This window comes from Pseudoclavibacter sp. VKM Ac-2888, from assembly GCF_015351285.1.
GTDB lineage: Bacteria > Actinomycetota > Actinomycetes > Actinomycetales > Microbacteriaceae > Pseudoclavibacter.
This window is the reverse complement of sequence record NZ_JADKSM010000001.1, coordinates 1707038-1720660: the sequence shown is the minus strand read 5'-3', so window position 1 is coordinate 1720660 and position 13623 is coordinate 1707038. Positions and strand designations below refer to the sequence as shown.

Here is a 13623-nt window from a genome sequence, read left to right as displayed (position 1 = left end):
GCTCCTCGCGACGCCCCGCCCCTGCCCCTGCCCCCGGCGCAGAGTTGTGGGTTAGTGCGGTAGGCAGCCGGTCTGGCTGCACCTGGCCACAACTTTTCTCCTGGTTTCGACGTCCGCCCTCCGCGACGTTCGCGCTGCTCCTCGCGACGCCTCGCCCCCGCCCCCGCCCCGGCGCAGAGTTGTGGGTTAGTGCGGTCGGGCGCGGGTCTGGTCGCACTTGGCCACAACTCTGCGCCGGGGCGGGGCGGGGCGGTGGGGGCCGGGTGGAGGAGGGAGGCGGGGGAGTGAGCCTCAGCCACAATGCCCATGTTCTTCACCTTGCTCTGGCCGAGCTGTCCACAGCTTTCGACGGTGATCGTCGTGGCGGTAGCAACGCGTCTACGTTCGAGCAATGGGACAAGGTGGCGGCGCGGATGATGCTGACCGGCATGGAATCTCGGGTGCGGGCCCAGCGGGCCGAGCGGGCGGTGCAGGCCGTGCGGGCAGGCGGGAGCCGCGCATTCAGTTGCCGTTCGACCTGCGGTTCGCGGCATTCAGCGTGGCCGAGGCCCGAGCAGCAGGTGTCTCGAAGTCCCGGCTGCGCAACAGCGCTGAGGCGCGGCCATTCCGCGGAGTGCGCGTGCCGCAGCCGATGCTGGAACCGCAGACTGCCGAGGCCTCCGTCGGAGTGCGCGGGGCGAGTGACGAGTTCGCTGCCTTGGCCGCCCGCATGCAGGAGCTCGACCGCAGCTACTGGCCGGTCATGTCTCCGAACCAGGCGTTCGGCGGTGTCTCCGCCGCCCGTCTCTACGGACTGCCCCTTCCGTTGAGACTCCTGGCCGACGCGTTGGTCCATGTCATCGTGCCCAAGGGGAGGAACCCGCCCCGCGCGAAGGGCGTGACAGCGAGATCCGTCCCGCCGCGCTTCTGGAGTCTCGGCCGTCTTGGGGGTCTCCCGGTGGCCTCACCGGAGCTCACCTACTGTCTCCTCGCCCGTCACCTGGACGAGCTTGAGCTCGTGCAGGTCGGCGACGCCCTCATCTCGGACGCGGACAACTATCCAGGGCGCACTTGGCCTCAAGCGCTGACGACGCGGGATCGTCTGGCAGCCATTGCTGATGCCTGGTCGGGATGCGCGGGCGCCGCCGTGCTGCGGTCTGCCACGCTGCGCATTCGCGAGCGCGTCGAGTCGCCTTGGGAGTCGACGACGCGGATCGCCTTGGTGGATTCCGGCTATCCGGAACCAGACATCAACGTCCCGCTCATGTCGGGAGCGCGCCAGGTGGCCCGAATCGACCTCGTCGATCGCGAAGCTCGCATCGGATACGACTACGAGGGCGACGGGCATCGCACGAGTCAGCGCCAGTGGCGCCTGGACATCACGCGCAGCAGGGAGATCGAGAGCGTGGGGATGCGGCACGTGCGTCTCACTGTCGCTGACCTCGTGCCTGCCGGTGGCCTGCAGGCCTTCACCGACTACGCGAAGCGGCTTCGCGCCGAACGTCTCGGGCGGGGCTGAAGGTTCCGGGAACGCGCTGTTTGCGGCGTTCGTGGCGACATAGTTGTGGCGTGGAGTGGTTGGCGAGCGGTTGTGGAGCACCGGGCCACAACTTTGGGTGCGGGTTGCGGGTTGCTGGCGCGGGAACCGGGTGCGGGATGGGGCCGCGGGGCGCGGGGCGGTGCTGAATGCGCCGAACGCGCTGTTTGCGGCGTTCGCGGCGGCATAGTTGTGGCGTGGTGTGGTTGGCGAGCGGTTGTGGCGCACCGGGCCACAACTTTGAGTGCGGGGCGCGGTCGAGGGGCGCGGGGACGGGGCGCGGGGACGGTGCGGGACGCGGGGACGGTGCGGGACGCGGGGCGAGGGGACGGGGCGCCGGGTGCGAGCGCGGGGGACGGCGCGGGGTGCGGAGTCGGGAGTCAGGCGGGCGGCGCTGGCTGGCAGCTGGGGCACCAGGCCGCGACCCGCTCGCGGCCTTGGACGCCGCGCTGGATGCGCGTCCCACAGCGCAGACACGGTTTGCCATATCGGCCGTAGACGTAGGTTCGCCTGCCCGGTCGCAGATCACCGGTCGTCGTGCGCTCCACCCGGTCGCGGTTCGCGACGATGAGCTTGTGGCCAAGCTCGACCAGTCGGTCGAGGTCGCCGGCGCCGGACACCGGGGTGTGCGGATGCAGGCCGCGCAGGAAGAGCAGCTCCGTCACGTAGACGTTCCCGAGACCCGCGAGGTTGCGCTGCTCGAGGAGGGCCCCGGCGAGCTCGGCGTCTGGATCTCGGCGCAGGTTCGCGACGGCGAGCTGGGCATCCCAGTCGTCGCCGAGGAGGTCGGGACCGAGATGCCCGACGGCATCGGCTTCGTCTTCGCTCGCGAGCATCTCCACGACGGCGAGCTCGAAGCCGACGGCGCTGCCGGCAGTCGTGCCGAGAACCGCCCTCGCCTGGTACGCCGGACGGGGCCACTTCCCGCCCGCTGTCACGAGCTGCCAGCTGCCGTCCATCCCGAGGTGGGTGTGCAGGGTGTGCGGGCCGATGCGGGTCAGGAGGTGCTTGCCGCGCGGAACGACCTCGTCGACGGTGAGGCCGGTGAGGTCGAGAGCCGCGTACTTCGGCACCCGCAGCTCGAAGCGTGTCAGCTCGCGGCCCGCAAGGGCGCGGTTCAGCCGGGTCGCCGCCCGGTAGACGGTGTCACCTTCCGGCATCACGCACCTCGATGCCGAGGTGGGCCGCGAGATGGGGTGCGAGCGCCTCGAGCTGCGACGGGGAGACGGTGACGCCGCGCAATCCCTCGAGGCCCGTGATGGTCGAGAACTCGAGCCCACGCAAGTCGACGTGCTCGAGGCGGGCGCCCGTGACGTCGAGGATGCCCGTGCGGCTCTCCGTGAAGGCCACACGTCGTGCTGTCGCACCCCCGAGGTCGATCTCGTCGAACGCGCAGTCGGCGAAGCGGACATCGGTGAGGGTTGCGCCGCGCAGGTTGACGTAGCCGAGCCGGTCGTCGCGGAACTCGACGTTCTGGAAGTCCGACTCGTGCAGGTCCGCGGAGCCGAGTCGGGATGCCGTCCAGCTCACGGACCGGAACGACTGGCGCTGCCCTTCGACGACCGGCACCTCGATGCGCTCGAGCACGCACTCGCTCACCCGTCCCGAGTGCAGGAGGAGTCTGCGGGCTGTGAGGCCCTCGATGCGGCATTCGGAGAACGTCACGCCGGCGGCGTCGAGCTCCTCGCCACGCACCTCGGTGAAGTGCTGCAGCTCGTGCACCCGCGCCGTCGCGAAGTCCGCGGCGCTGGCATCGTCGAGTTCCGGCAGGTACGGCGCCTCGATCCTCGGCTCGGTGCCGCCTGCCCTGTTTCCTCGTCGTCCGCGTGCTGTCGCCACTGTGCCGCCTCTGCTGTCGGTTCTGCTTCTGGTCTGGTCTGGTCTGGTCTTGTCTTGCTCTCGATGCGCGTCGCGCCGTGGCTCACTGGCCAGGCCGCATGCGCAGGCCGCGGGTGGTGAGCGAGAACCCGCCCTCCTGCAGCATGCTCGCGAGGGGGGTCTCGAGCACGAACGTGCCGTCGACCCGTTCGATCACGAGGTTCGGGATGCGCGCCCGCCGGACCGTGTCGGCGAGGGACCTCGCTGCCGCCCGCAGGACGTCGTCGGAGTCGGTGAAGGTGAGGAGCGTCTTGCCGCCGCGTTCGACGTAGAGCGCGAGGGCGCCGTCGACCATCGTCACGAGCCCACCAGCCTTCCTGCCCGGTCGGTGCTTGGTCTGCGAGTCCTCGTCGCTCGGCCACGCGAGCGCCGCCCCGTAGGGATTGGCGGGGTCGGTCGCGGCGAGCGTGAGCGTCTCGAACTGCTTCTCGGCGTCGAGCTCCTGCGTGAAGCCGCGGAGGCGGTCGACGGCGCCGACGGTCGAGAACTGGGCGGCGCCGAGCTTCTCGATGAAGTAGCCGCGTCTGGCCTTCCCCGACTCCTCGAAGCGGGCGAGGACCCGGTAGACGAGCGCGAACCCGCCGAGGACCTCCTCCGCCATGACGCTGCCGCGGGTCACGATGCCGTAGCGGTCGAGCAGCAGGTCGCCGATGGCCAGGCCACGCTCGGTGGCGTCGCTCACGCCCTGCAGGCCGAGGGTCCAGCGGCCGCTCGTGTGGGGCTGCGAGGGCGCTGGCCGCTGGGAGGCGAAGGCGGAGGTGGTGGGGCTTCCGGCGGAGTCGCTCGGCGCCATGGCGACGCGGCCACGGTAGAGCCTGCCGCGTGCGGCTCGGCTCGGTGCCCGATGCGCTGAGGTGCTCGCGGAGCCGGGACCGCCGGAGATCAGCGCTCGGAGGGGCGAGAGCGTGTCGTTGGTCACGCGTCCCTGCCAGACGAGCGCCCAGAGGGCGTCGGAGAGTTCGCGGTCGCTGGTCGACTCGGGTGCGAGCATGAGCCGCACGTGCCGCGACAGCTGGGGGAAGAAGCCCGGGCCGGACCCGGCAAGGGCGTCGAGGATGTGCCTGCCGCGCGCATCCGGTTCGCCCTCCGGCTGGTCGGGGAGCGTGAGGTGCGCCGTATCGGCGAGGTGCAGGCTGATCCAGCCGTCGCTCGAACCGATCGCGCCATGCCCGCGCCAGAGGACCTCGCCCGCCGTGGTGAGCTCATCGAGCATGCTCGGGTGGTAGTCGCGCACCCTGGCGGGGAGGATGAGGCTCTCGAGTGCCGAGGCGGGGACGGGCACGCCCGCGAGCTGGTCGATGACGGTGATCAGGCCGTCGATTCCACGCAGCTCGCCGCCGACGTGCTGCCAAGCCGGGAGGAAACGGGCGAACGCGGAATGCTCGACGGGCTCTATCTCGCTGCGGAGCGCGGCGAGGGAACGGGCGCGGAGGCGCTTGAGCACGGTCTCGTCGACCCACTCCGAGCCTTCGCGGTCTGGCCGGAACTCGCCCTCGACCACACGGCGGGCGAGCTCGAGTCTCGTGAGCGCCTCGCGCACGACCGCCTGGCCCGTGCCGTAGCGCGCGGCGACCTCGGCGACCGAGAACGGGCCGTGCGAGCGGGCGTAGCGGGAGACGAGGTCGCCGACCGGGTCATCCACCGGGTCGATGAACGCGACGGGGACGCCGATGGGGAGCGCGACGCCGAGGGCATCACGCAGGCGGCTGGCATCCTCGATCGCGGCGATGCGGTCGACCCCCGCGATGCGAACCCGCAGCGCGCGCTTCGCCGTCACGAGCGCCGAGACGTGCTCTTCGGCGACGGCGGCGGTGGCTGTGGGCACGTGCTCGTCGGTGGGCTCGTCGCCGTCGCCGTCGCCGTCAGCGTGACCGTCAGCGCCACCATCGGTGCCGACGTCTTCGCCGCGCAGGCGCTCCGCGATCTCGTCGACGCTGAGCGGGCCGAGCACGCGCAGGAGGTCGGCCACCCCTTCGGCGTCGCGCGCGAGGCGGTCGGGGGCCGTGCGCTGCAGCTCGGCCTCGAGCCTCGAGATGACCTTCGCATCGAGCAGCTCGCGCAGCTCGACCCTGCCGAGGAGGTCGGCCAGGAGGCTCGTGTCGAGCGCGAGTGCGGCAGCTCGTCGTTCGGCGAGCGGGCTGTCGCCTTCGTACATGAACGCGCCGACGTAGCCGAAGAGCAGCGTCCGCGCGAAGGGCGACGCCTGCTCGGTGGTCACATCGACGAGGCGCACCTCGCGGCCGGCGACGCGCTTCGCGAGGTCGACGAGCGCGTCGAGGTCGTAGACGTCGTGCAGGACTTCGCGCACGGCCTCCAGGATGATCGGGAAGGTCGGATACTGCTTGGCGACGTCGAGCAGCTGGGCCGCCTTCTGTCGCTGCTGCCAGAGTGGCGAGCGCTTGCCGGGGTTGAGGCGCGGCAGGAGCAGCGCACGCGCGGCCGCCTCGCGGAAGCGCGACGCGAACAGGGCCGAGCCGCCCACCTCGCGAGCCACGATCTGCTCGATCTCGTCGGCCTCAAGGGCGAACAGCTCTGCGCCGGGCGGTTCGGCGTCGCCTTCCGGAATTCGCACGATGATGCCGTCGTCGCTTGCGACGACTCCGCCGTCGAGGCCGTAGCGGTCACGGATGCGTGCCGCCACGATGAGCCCCCACGGCGAGTGCACGGGGGAGCCGTACGGGGAGTGCAGGATGATGCGCCAGTCGCCGAGCTCGTCGCGCGTGCGCTCCACGATGAGCGTGTGGTCGCTCGGGACCTGGCCGGTCGCGTCCTGCTGCTCGCGCACGTAGGCGACGGCGTTCTGCACGGCGTTGTCGTCCATGAGGGCGGCGAGTGCATCGGGCACCTGCCCCTTGGCGGCGATCTCCCTGGTGATGGCGCCGATGGCCTGGCCGAGCTCGGAGGGTCGCCCGAGCGCGTCGCCGACCCAGAAGGGCAGTCGTCCCGGCTGGCCGTAGGCCGGGGTCACGAGCACTCGGTCGAAGGTGATCTCGGCGATGCGCCAGCTGGTCGCCCCGAGCGCGAAGATGTCGCCGACGCGCGATTCGTAGACCATCTCCTCGTCGAGCTCGCCGACGCGACGCGGCCCTCGCTGCGCGTCGGCGTCTTCGGAACCGGCGAGGAACACCCCGAAGAGGCCCCGGTCGGGGATGGTCCCTCCAGAGGTGACGGCGAGCCTCGCCGCTCCGGGTCTTCCGGTGAGGGTGCCCTGGTCGCGGTCCCAGACGAGGCGTGGCCTCAGCTCGGAGAACTGGTCGGATGGGTACTTGCCGGACAGCAGGTCGAGGGTCGCCTCGAAGAGGGGTCGCGACAGGGACGCGAACGGCGCCGAGCGCCGGACCAGGTCGAACCACTCTTCGACGTCGAGGTCTTCGATGGCCGCTGCGGCGATCGTCTGCTGGGCGAGCACATCGAGGGGGTTGGCGAGCACCCGCATCCGCTCGATCTGTCCGGTGACCATGCGCGATGCGAGCACGGAGGAGTGCAGGACATCGGCGCGGTGCTTGGGGAAGATCGTGCCCTCGGAGGTCTCGCCGACCTGGTGGCCGGCTCGGCCAACGCGCTGGAGTCCGCTCGCGACCGAGGGAGGCGACTCGACCTGGACGACGAGGTCGACGTCTCCCATGTCGATGCCGAGTTCCAGGCTGGAGGTGGCGACGACGCAGCGGAGGGTGCCGCTCTTGAGGGCGTTCTCGACCTCGGCGCGAGACTCCTTCGACACGGAGCCGTGGTGGGCGCGTGCGAAGGAGAGCGGGGCGCCGGACGACTGGCCCGCCTGCCCCATGGATACTGCAGGCGGTCGCTGCGGCGCTGCCTTCGGGCTCGCGCTGTTCTCGCCGGAGGACCAGCGCACGCCGGGGGCTGCGGCGCTGTAGGGGTCTGCTGCCTCCGTCGTGTCGGCCGCCGGGGCATCGGCCGACGCGCGCTCGTCGGCGATCTCGTTGAGTCGGGCCGTGAGCCGTTCGGCGAGGCGCCTCGAGTTGACGAACACGATCGTGGAGCGGTGCGACTCGACGAGGTCGGCGATGGCCTCCTCGATGTGCGGCCACACCGAGCCTGAGGCCTCTGCGTCGGCTGCGGGGTCGCGCAGTGAGCCGGCGGCGGCCCCAGCCTCGAAGTCCGCGAACGGGTCTGCATCTGCGATGGCTCCGGATGCGTCGGCCGAGGTCGGAGTCGCGGCCCCGGCTCGGGTCATGCCGATGTCGCTGAGGTCTTCGACGGGAACTCGCACCTCGAGCTTGAACGTCTTCGTGCTCGGCGGGGCGACGACCTTGACCGGTGCGTTGCCGGCTAGGAAGCGGGACATCTCGTCGAGGGGCCGAACCGTCGCGGACAGGCCGATGCGCTGCGCCGGCTTGTCGAGGAGCGCGTCGAGGCGCTCCAGTGTGAGGGCCATGTGCGCGCCGCGCTTGCTCGAGGCGACGGCGTGCACCTCGTCGATGATGACCGTCGTCACACCGGTGAGCGTCTTCCGCGCCTGAGACGTGAGCATGAGATAGAGCGACTCGGGCGTCGTGATGAGGATGTCGGGTGGGTTGCGGAGCTGCTGTCTGCGCTCGGTGGGGCTCGTGTCTCCTGAGCGCACCCCGACGCGGATGTCCGGTGCCACCGAGCCGAGCCGCCTGGCGGTCTGCGTGATGCCGACGAGCGGCGAGTGCAGGTTGCGCTCGACGTCGACGCCGAGTGCCTTCAGCGGGGACAGGTAGACCACGCGCGTGCGCCGCTCGGCCTTCGCCTGCTCGCTCTCGGCGCCGCGCTCGGCCGCGAGCTGGTCGATCGCCCAGAGGAACGCGCTCAGTGTCTTGCCGGAACCGGTCGGCGCCACGACCAGGGTGTGGTGCCCGTCGGCGATCTCGCGCCAGGATGCCTCCTGGACCGCGGTCGGGCTCACGAATGCGCCGCGGAACCACTCCCGTGTCGCGGGGGAGAACGCGTCGAGTGCGGTCGTCTCAGGCATGACGACAACAGAACCACACACCACCGACATCAGCCTCCAGGAGGACCGGATCAACCTCCCGGGGGACGATCATCCAGCCGGCATGCGCGAAGCTGGATGCACCACGTTCTGAAGGAGTGATCTCACATGAAGCGTCTTGTTCGCCCCCGTAGCGGCCGCGTCATCGCCGGAGTCTGCGCGGGTATCGCGCAGCGATTCGGCTGGTCGCCGTTTGTCGTCCGCCTGCTGACCGTCCTGTCGGTCCTCATCCCGGGCCCGCAGGTCATCATCTACCTGGCGCTCTGGTTGCTCATCCCGAACGACTAAGGCGCTGGGGGAGCTACCCGAGCACACGCTCGAGGAACCCCGCCATCCGCACGAGCTCCTTCTCGGAGACCGCGTGACCGAGGCCCGCCTCGACGTAGATCTCTGCGTCGGCGTGGGCCTCGAGCCATGCTGCCGTGTGCTCGACCGCGAGCGAGGGGATGACCGTGTCGGCGTCGCCCCGCCCCCAGAAGACTGGCGGCCGGGCATCCGCGAGCTCGGCGTCCCCCGGAACGGTGCCGACGGCGACGAGGCCAGAGAGCAGCAGCGCTCCTCGGAATGCCGCGGGTCGCTGACGGAGCGCCTGCATGGCGACGATGCCGCCCTGCGAGTAGCCGAGCAGCGCGAGTGGCGCGCCCGAGTCGAGGACGCCGAGCGTGTCCAGGAGTGAGATGACGGCTGCCGCAGCGTCGTTCGCGCCCTGCTCGAGAGTGATCTGGGCGTCGGCGTCGACCGCGACCTCGCCCGTCATCGGGTCGGCGAAGCGCAGCGGGAACCACTCGCGGCCGCCCTGCGGCTGCGGGTGCGGGGCGGGCACGGAGACGTACCTGAAGCCCTTGGGCATCTGCCCGGTGAGGCTGAGGATGTCCGTTCCGTCTGCGCCGTAGCCGTGCAGTCCGACGACGAGCGGGAGCGTGCTCGTGGCCGCCGTCTCGGTGTCGCCGTCCCGCCAGAGGAGCGTCTTGGGATCGATACCTGTGGATGCTGTGCTCACCCGGGAAACATACATGGTCCACAATGGGGTCATGACGGTGCGCACTCCTGATCCTGAGTCCGGCTGGATGAACGACGACGAGCTCGCGCTCGTGCGGCGTCGCGTGCCGATGCTGTATGTCGAGGCCATCCCGGTGCGTGTCGACGCCTCGGGCAAGGTCGAGCACCTCGGCGTGCTGCTTCGGGCCGACAACGAGGGCGTCATGACGCGCTCGTTCGTCTCTGGGCGCGTGCAGTACGGGGAGTCGATTCGGGGCGCCCTCCTTCGGCACCTGGAGAAGGATCTCGGCACGATGGCGTTCCCGGCTCTGCCGCAGGCGCTCGCCCCCTTCACGGTGGCGGAGTTCTCGCCGATGCCCGGTTCCGGGCTGTTCGACTCGCGTCAGCATGCGGTTGCGCTCGAGTTCATCGTTCCGGTCGCCGGGGAATGCAACCCTCGCCAGGACGCGCTCGAGATCACGTGGCTGACTCCGCAGCAGGCACTCGATCCCGACCTCCTCGAGGAGCTCGAGGGTGGCCGCGGCCAGGTGCTTCGCACCGCGATCGGCCACCTCGGCCTCTGGCCCTAGGGGCGCCAGAGCCTCCAGTCCTTCGACCATCTGACCGTGGCCATCCGCTACTGGCTTGTCGTGCAGCCCTTTGATCGCGCCCTCGCGATGGTCGAGGGCGGTTTCGTGCAGGCACCGTGGGGTGCGCTCGAGGGGGTCGAGCAGATGCGCGTGTCCGATGGCGTGGCTCTCTACTGTCCGCGCGAGGTGAACCCGGACGGGGAGCCGCTTCGCAGCGTGGTGCAGGCGGGCTACGTGCTCGACGACGAGCCGTACCGCGCTGGCGGGAGGGGGTCGTCGCCGTGGCGCAGGGAGGTGCAGTGGATGCGTGAGGCGCGTCCTGCGCTCATCCGGCCGCTGCGCGATCTGCTGGATCTGACGCGGAACGACAAGTACTGGGGTGAGCGGCTGCGCGCGGGCTGGCTCGAGCTCTCTCGTCGGGACTTCGAGATCTTCGAGGACGCGGTCCGTCGGCCGTCTCCGGAGCCGAGTGCGCTCGGGATGGGGCTCATCCGTGAGACCGGTCTCGCGCAGTCGGAACCGTCCGGGGAGCAGCGAGATCGGGACCCAGGCGAGGATCCGTACGCAATCCGCTTCTGAGCGTCGGCGGACAGATTCGCCGAAGGCCGTGCTTTGCGGACGCATGTGACACATTATTGAGTGGAAGTGATGAACACCCCTGAGGTGTGCTTACGCTTTCCGACCAGAGCGAGCCTTACGAGCGGAGTGCCCATGATCGACGCGTTGGACTTCAAGCCGGCGGCGCAGCAGTCGAACCTGCGCGCCACCATCGAGGACTCCGTCGCCGCCGCGATCGTCTCGGGAGGGCTCGCGGCTGGCGAGCTCGTCTCCGTTCCAGCGCTCGCGGCTCGCTTCGAGGTGTCGGCGACTCCCGTGCGGGAGGCGATGCTGAACCTCGAGAAGCTGGGGTTCGTGGAGCCCGTCCGCAACAAGGGGTTCCGGGTGACGCACGTCTCCGTTGAGGAGCTGCGACAGATCGTCGAGGTGCGGCAGATGCTCGAGGTGCCGATCGTGCGCGAGCTGGCCGTCGAGTTCCCAGAGGCTCCTCGCGCCGAGCTGCGCGAGCTCGCGACCCAGATCGACGCGGCGTCCGCGGCTGGGGATCTTCCCCTGTACCTGGCGGTCGACATCGAGTTCCACGCGAAGCTCCTCGGGTTGTCCGGCAATGAGCGTCTCGTGTCGATCGTGACCGCGCTGCGCAGGCAGACGAGGCTGACGGGGCTGACCGAGATGCTCGGTTCCCAGGAGCTCACGGCCTCATCTCGTGAGCACGCGGATCTGCTTGTGCTGCTCGAGGCTGGCAAGGCGGATGAGGCTGCGGAGCTCATGCATCGGCACATCGGCCATGTCGTCGGCTGGTGGGCTGGGCTACCCGAAGAGGCTTAGCAAACCCTCCACACAGCGAAACACTTTGTAACAACTCTGTTTCAAGGCTGTGGAAGGGCCTTCTGCCGACCTCCGCCGAACAGTAATGTGTGACATCCCATCACCGGAGATGGTCCGGCGATTCTGACGTCTGTTCGGAAGGAACTCACCATGACTGCACGTCGTTCCACCAGCCCTCGGGGTGCTGGCATCTGGAAGAGAGTGCTCCTCCCAGGAGCTCTGCTCGCCACGGCCGCACTCGCCCTCACCGGATGCTCCGGGGGTGTCGCCGGAGGCGGAGACGCCGCGTCGGAAGACGGACCCATCAAGCTGGGCCTCGCGGCACCCTTCTCTGGGTCGGAATCGGCCTTCGGCCCGTACATGGAGAACGGCGCCCAGATGGCGATCGACGAGCTCAACGAGGCCGGCGGAGTCCTCGGCCGGCAGCTGGAGCTGGTCACCGCCGACGACGCGTGCGACGCGACAAGCGCGACCGCCGCAGCGAACAAGCTCGTCACCGACGGTGTCGTCGCCTCGGTCGGCGGCTACTGCTCAGGCGCCACGCTCCCGACGCTGCCGATCTTCAACACGGCAGAGATCCCCATGGTGATCCCGGCCGCCAACTCGAACCAGCTCGTCGCAGCAGGCCTCGACAACGTGTTCCTCATCAACGGCACGGGGACGCAGCAGGCTCAGGCGATGCTGAAGTACGCCGAGAAGCAGGGCGTGAAGACGCTGGCGCTCGTCGACGACAACACGGACTACTCGACGGACCTCGCGAAGTCGGCCTCCGAGCAGGCGAAGGAACTCGGCATCGAGGTCGTGCTCGAGGAGTCGGTCAACGCCGGCGAGTCCGACTACGCGGCCAACGTCAACAAGGTCGTCTCGGCGAACCCCGACATGATGTATTGGACCGGCTACTACCAGGAGGGTGGCCTGATCACCCAGCAGCTGCGATCGGCCGGCTACACCGGCAAGATCATGGTCGCGGACGGCTCGGTCGACGCGAAGTTCGCTGAGATCGCCGGCAGCGCCTCCGAGGGTGTGCTCGGCACGTTCACGCAGACCCCCGACATGCTCGAGGGTGCAACCGAGTGGATCGACGCCTACACCGAGAAGTTCGGCGCAGCGCCAGGACCCTACTCGACGCAGAGCTACGACGCCGTCCGCGTCGTCTCCCAGGCGATCGAGGACGCCGGCACCACCGAGGGCCCCGCGGTCATCGAGGCGCTCGGTGCCCTGGACGGCTTCGACATCTTCTCCGGCCCCCTCACCTTCACGGATGAGGGAACGCTCAGCGAGGGCGGCTTCGCCATCGTCACCGTCGGACCCGACGGCACCTTCATCCTCGAGGATGACCTGAAGAGCTAGTCAGCCACGGCGGGCGGGGAGGGAACTCCCCGCCCGCTTCTGCAGTCAGGAACCACTGTGATTCAACTCATCATCGACGGGCTCTTCGTCGGATCCTTCTACGCGCTCGTCGCACTCGGCTACAGCATGGTGTACGGCATCATCAAGCTGCTCAACTTCGCGCACGGCGACGTCTACATGGTCGGCGCGTTCGCCGGCCTCACCATCTTCTCGGCGTTCTCCGGACTCGCAGGTGGCGGCATCCTGTCGATCCTGCTGGTCATGCTCCTCGCGATGATCTTCACGGGCATCCTCGGCGTGACCATCGAGCGGGTCGCCTACCGCCCGCTGCGTTCGAGCCCCAGGCTCGCGGTGCTCATCACCGCGGTCGGCATGTCGTTCATCCTCGAGTACGGAGTGCGCCAGATCTTCGGCCCGGACCCCAAGGTCTACCCGACGCGTCTCGAAGGGGAGACGCTCGACCTGCTCGGCGGCCGCATCACGATGCCGCAGATCGTCATGATGCTCGTCGCGGCGGCGCTCATGTTCGCGCTCAACACGTACATCATGCGTTCCCGAGACGGCCGCGCGATGCGGGCCATCGCGCTCGACCCCACGGCGGCGCAGCTCATGGGCGTCAACGTCAACAAGGTCATCTCGCGCACCTTCTTCATCGGCTCGGCCCTCGCGGGCGCGGCCGGCGTCATGGCTGGCGCCTACTACGGCACCATCGACTTCCTCGCTGGCTTCGTCATCGGGTTGAAGGCGTTCACGGCGGCCGTCATCGGCGGCATCGGCAGCCTCTACGGCGCCATGCTCGGCGGCCTCGTGCTCGGTCTGCTCGAGGCGTTCGGCACCCATTGGCTCGGCGGGGAGTGGCGTGACGTCTTCTCGTTCGCGTGCCTGATCCTCTTCCTGTCCTTCAGACCGACCGGCATCCTCGGTGCACGCGTCGTGGAACGGATGTGATC

At 69.6% G+C, this 13623-nt stretch carries 11 protein-coding genes; 7 read left to right on the top strand and 4 right to left on the bottom strand.

The genetic code is table 11. From position 1 onward, the window contains the following. The first annotated feature begins 619 nt into the window (after positions 1–619). Positions 620–1498, top strand: a complete 879-nt coding sequence (locus ITJ61_RS08260) for a hypothetical protein (RefSeq protein ID WP_146081208.1) — start codon at positions 620–622, stop codon at positions 1496–1498. Positions 1499–1896: 398 nt separating this feature from the next. Here the strand turns inward: ITJ61_RS08260 and ITJ61_RS08255 are convergent, their stop codons facing one another. The 3 genes from ITJ61_RS08255 to ITJ61_RS08245 form a co-directional block, all read right to left on the bottom strand. Next, complete coding sequence (locus tag ITJ61_RS08255; protein WP_104242780.1) at positions 1897–2676, bottom strand: DNA-formamidopyrimidine glycosylase family protein; 780 nt, start codon at positions 2674–2676, stop codon at positions 1897–1899. Beyond that, on the bottom strand, positions 2663–3355 hold the full coding sequence (locus ITJ61_RS08250; RefSeq protein ID WP_104341462.1) for a pentapeptide repeat-containing protein: 693 nt from the start codon (positions 3353–3355) through the stop codon (positions 2663–2665). Before ITJ61_RS08250 ends, ITJ61_RS08255 begins: the two co-directional genes overlap by 14 nt. Before the next feature lie 82 nt (positions 3356–3437). After that, entirely contained in the window at positions 3438–8351 is a 4914-nt protein-coding gene (locus ITJ61_RS08245) for a DNA glycosylase AlkZ-like family protein (RefSeq protein WP_194685937.1), read from the bottom strand. 126 nt (positions 8352–8477) lie between these two features. Here ITJ61_RS08245 and ITJ61_RS08240 point away from each other — a divergent pair, with 126 nt between their 5' ends. Beyond that, complete coding sequence (locus ITJ61_RS08240; protein ID WP_068479399.1) at positions 8478–8657, top strand: PspC domain-containing protein; 180 nt, start codon at positions 8478–8480, stop codon at positions 8655–8657. Positions 8658–8670: 13 nt separating this feature from the next. Here the strand turns inward: ITJ61_RS08240 and ITJ61_RS08235 are convergent, their stop codons facing one another. Further along, a complete protein-coding gene (locus ITJ61_RS08235; protein ID WP_194685936.1) occupies positions 8671–9369 on the bottom strand; it encodes an alpha/beta hydrolase in 699 nt (232 codons plus the stop codon). Positions 9370–9400: 31 nt separating this feature from the next. On the opposite strand from ITJ61_RS08235, the gene ITJ61_RS08230 reads away from it, so the two are divergent. From ITJ61_RS08230 to ITJ61_RS08210, 5 genes are all read left to right on the top strand, one after another. After that, positions 9401–9937 (top strand): DUF4916 domain-containing protein, encoded by a 537-nt coding sequence (locus ITJ61_RS08230; RefSeq protein WP_104242772.1) that lies wholly within the window; start codon positions 9401–9403, stop codon positions 9935–9937. Between the two features lie 36 nt (positions 9938–9973). After that, positions 9974–10516: an EVE domain-containing protein gene (locus ITJ61_RS08225; protein WP_104341460.1), complete on the top strand. Its 543-nt coding sequence runs from the start codon at positions 9974–9976 to the stop codon at positions 10514–10516. Positions 10517–10648: 132 nt separating this feature from the next. Then, positions 10649–11323: a GntR family transcriptional regulator gene (locus tag ITJ61_RS08220; protein WP_104242768.1), complete on the top strand. Its 675-nt coding sequence runs from the start codon at positions 10649–10651 to the stop codon at positions 11321–11323. Between the two features lie 150 nt (positions 11324–11473). Continuing rightward, on the top strand, positions 11474–12673 hold the full coding sequence (locus tag ITJ61_RS08215; RefSeq protein WP_104242766.1) for a branched-chain amino acid ABC transporter substrate-binding protein: 1200 nt from the start codon (positions 11474–11476) through the stop codon (positions 12671–12673). A 57-nt stretch (positions 12674–12730) separates the two neighbouring features. Beyond that, on the top strand, positions 12731–13621 hold the full coding sequence (locus ITJ61_RS08210; RefSeq protein WP_104242764.1) for a branched-chain amino acid ABC transporter permease: 891 nt from the start codon (positions 12731–12733) through the stop codon (positions 13619–13621). The last annotated feature ends 2 nt before the right edge of the window (positions 13622–13623 follow it).

Coding starts and splice junctions, on each gene's coding strand:
- ITJ61_RS08255 (WP_104242780.1), bottom strand. CDS start 2,676: ATGCCGGAAGGTGACACCGTCTACCGGGCGGCGACCCGGCTGAACCGC.
- ITJ61_RS08245 (WP_194685937.1), bottom strand. CDS start 8,351: ATGCCTGAGACGACCGCACTCGACGCGTTCTCCCCCGCGACACGGGAG.
- ITJ61_RS08240 (WP_068479399.1), top strand. CDS start 8,478: ATGAAGCGTCTTGTTCGCCCCCGTAGCGGCCGCGTCATCGCCGGAGTC.
- ITJ61_RS08230 (WP_104242772.1), top strand. CDS start 9,401: ATGACGGTGCGCACTCCTGATCCTGAGTCCGGCTGGATGAACGACGAC.
- ITJ61_RS08220 (WP_104242768.1), top strand. CDS start 10,649: ATGATCGACGCGTTGGACTTCAAGCCGGCGGCGCAGCAGTCGAACCTG.
- ITJ61_RS08215 (WP_104242766.1), top strand. CDS start 11,474: ATGACTGCACGTCGTTCCACCAGCCCTCGGGGTGCTGGCATCTGGAAG.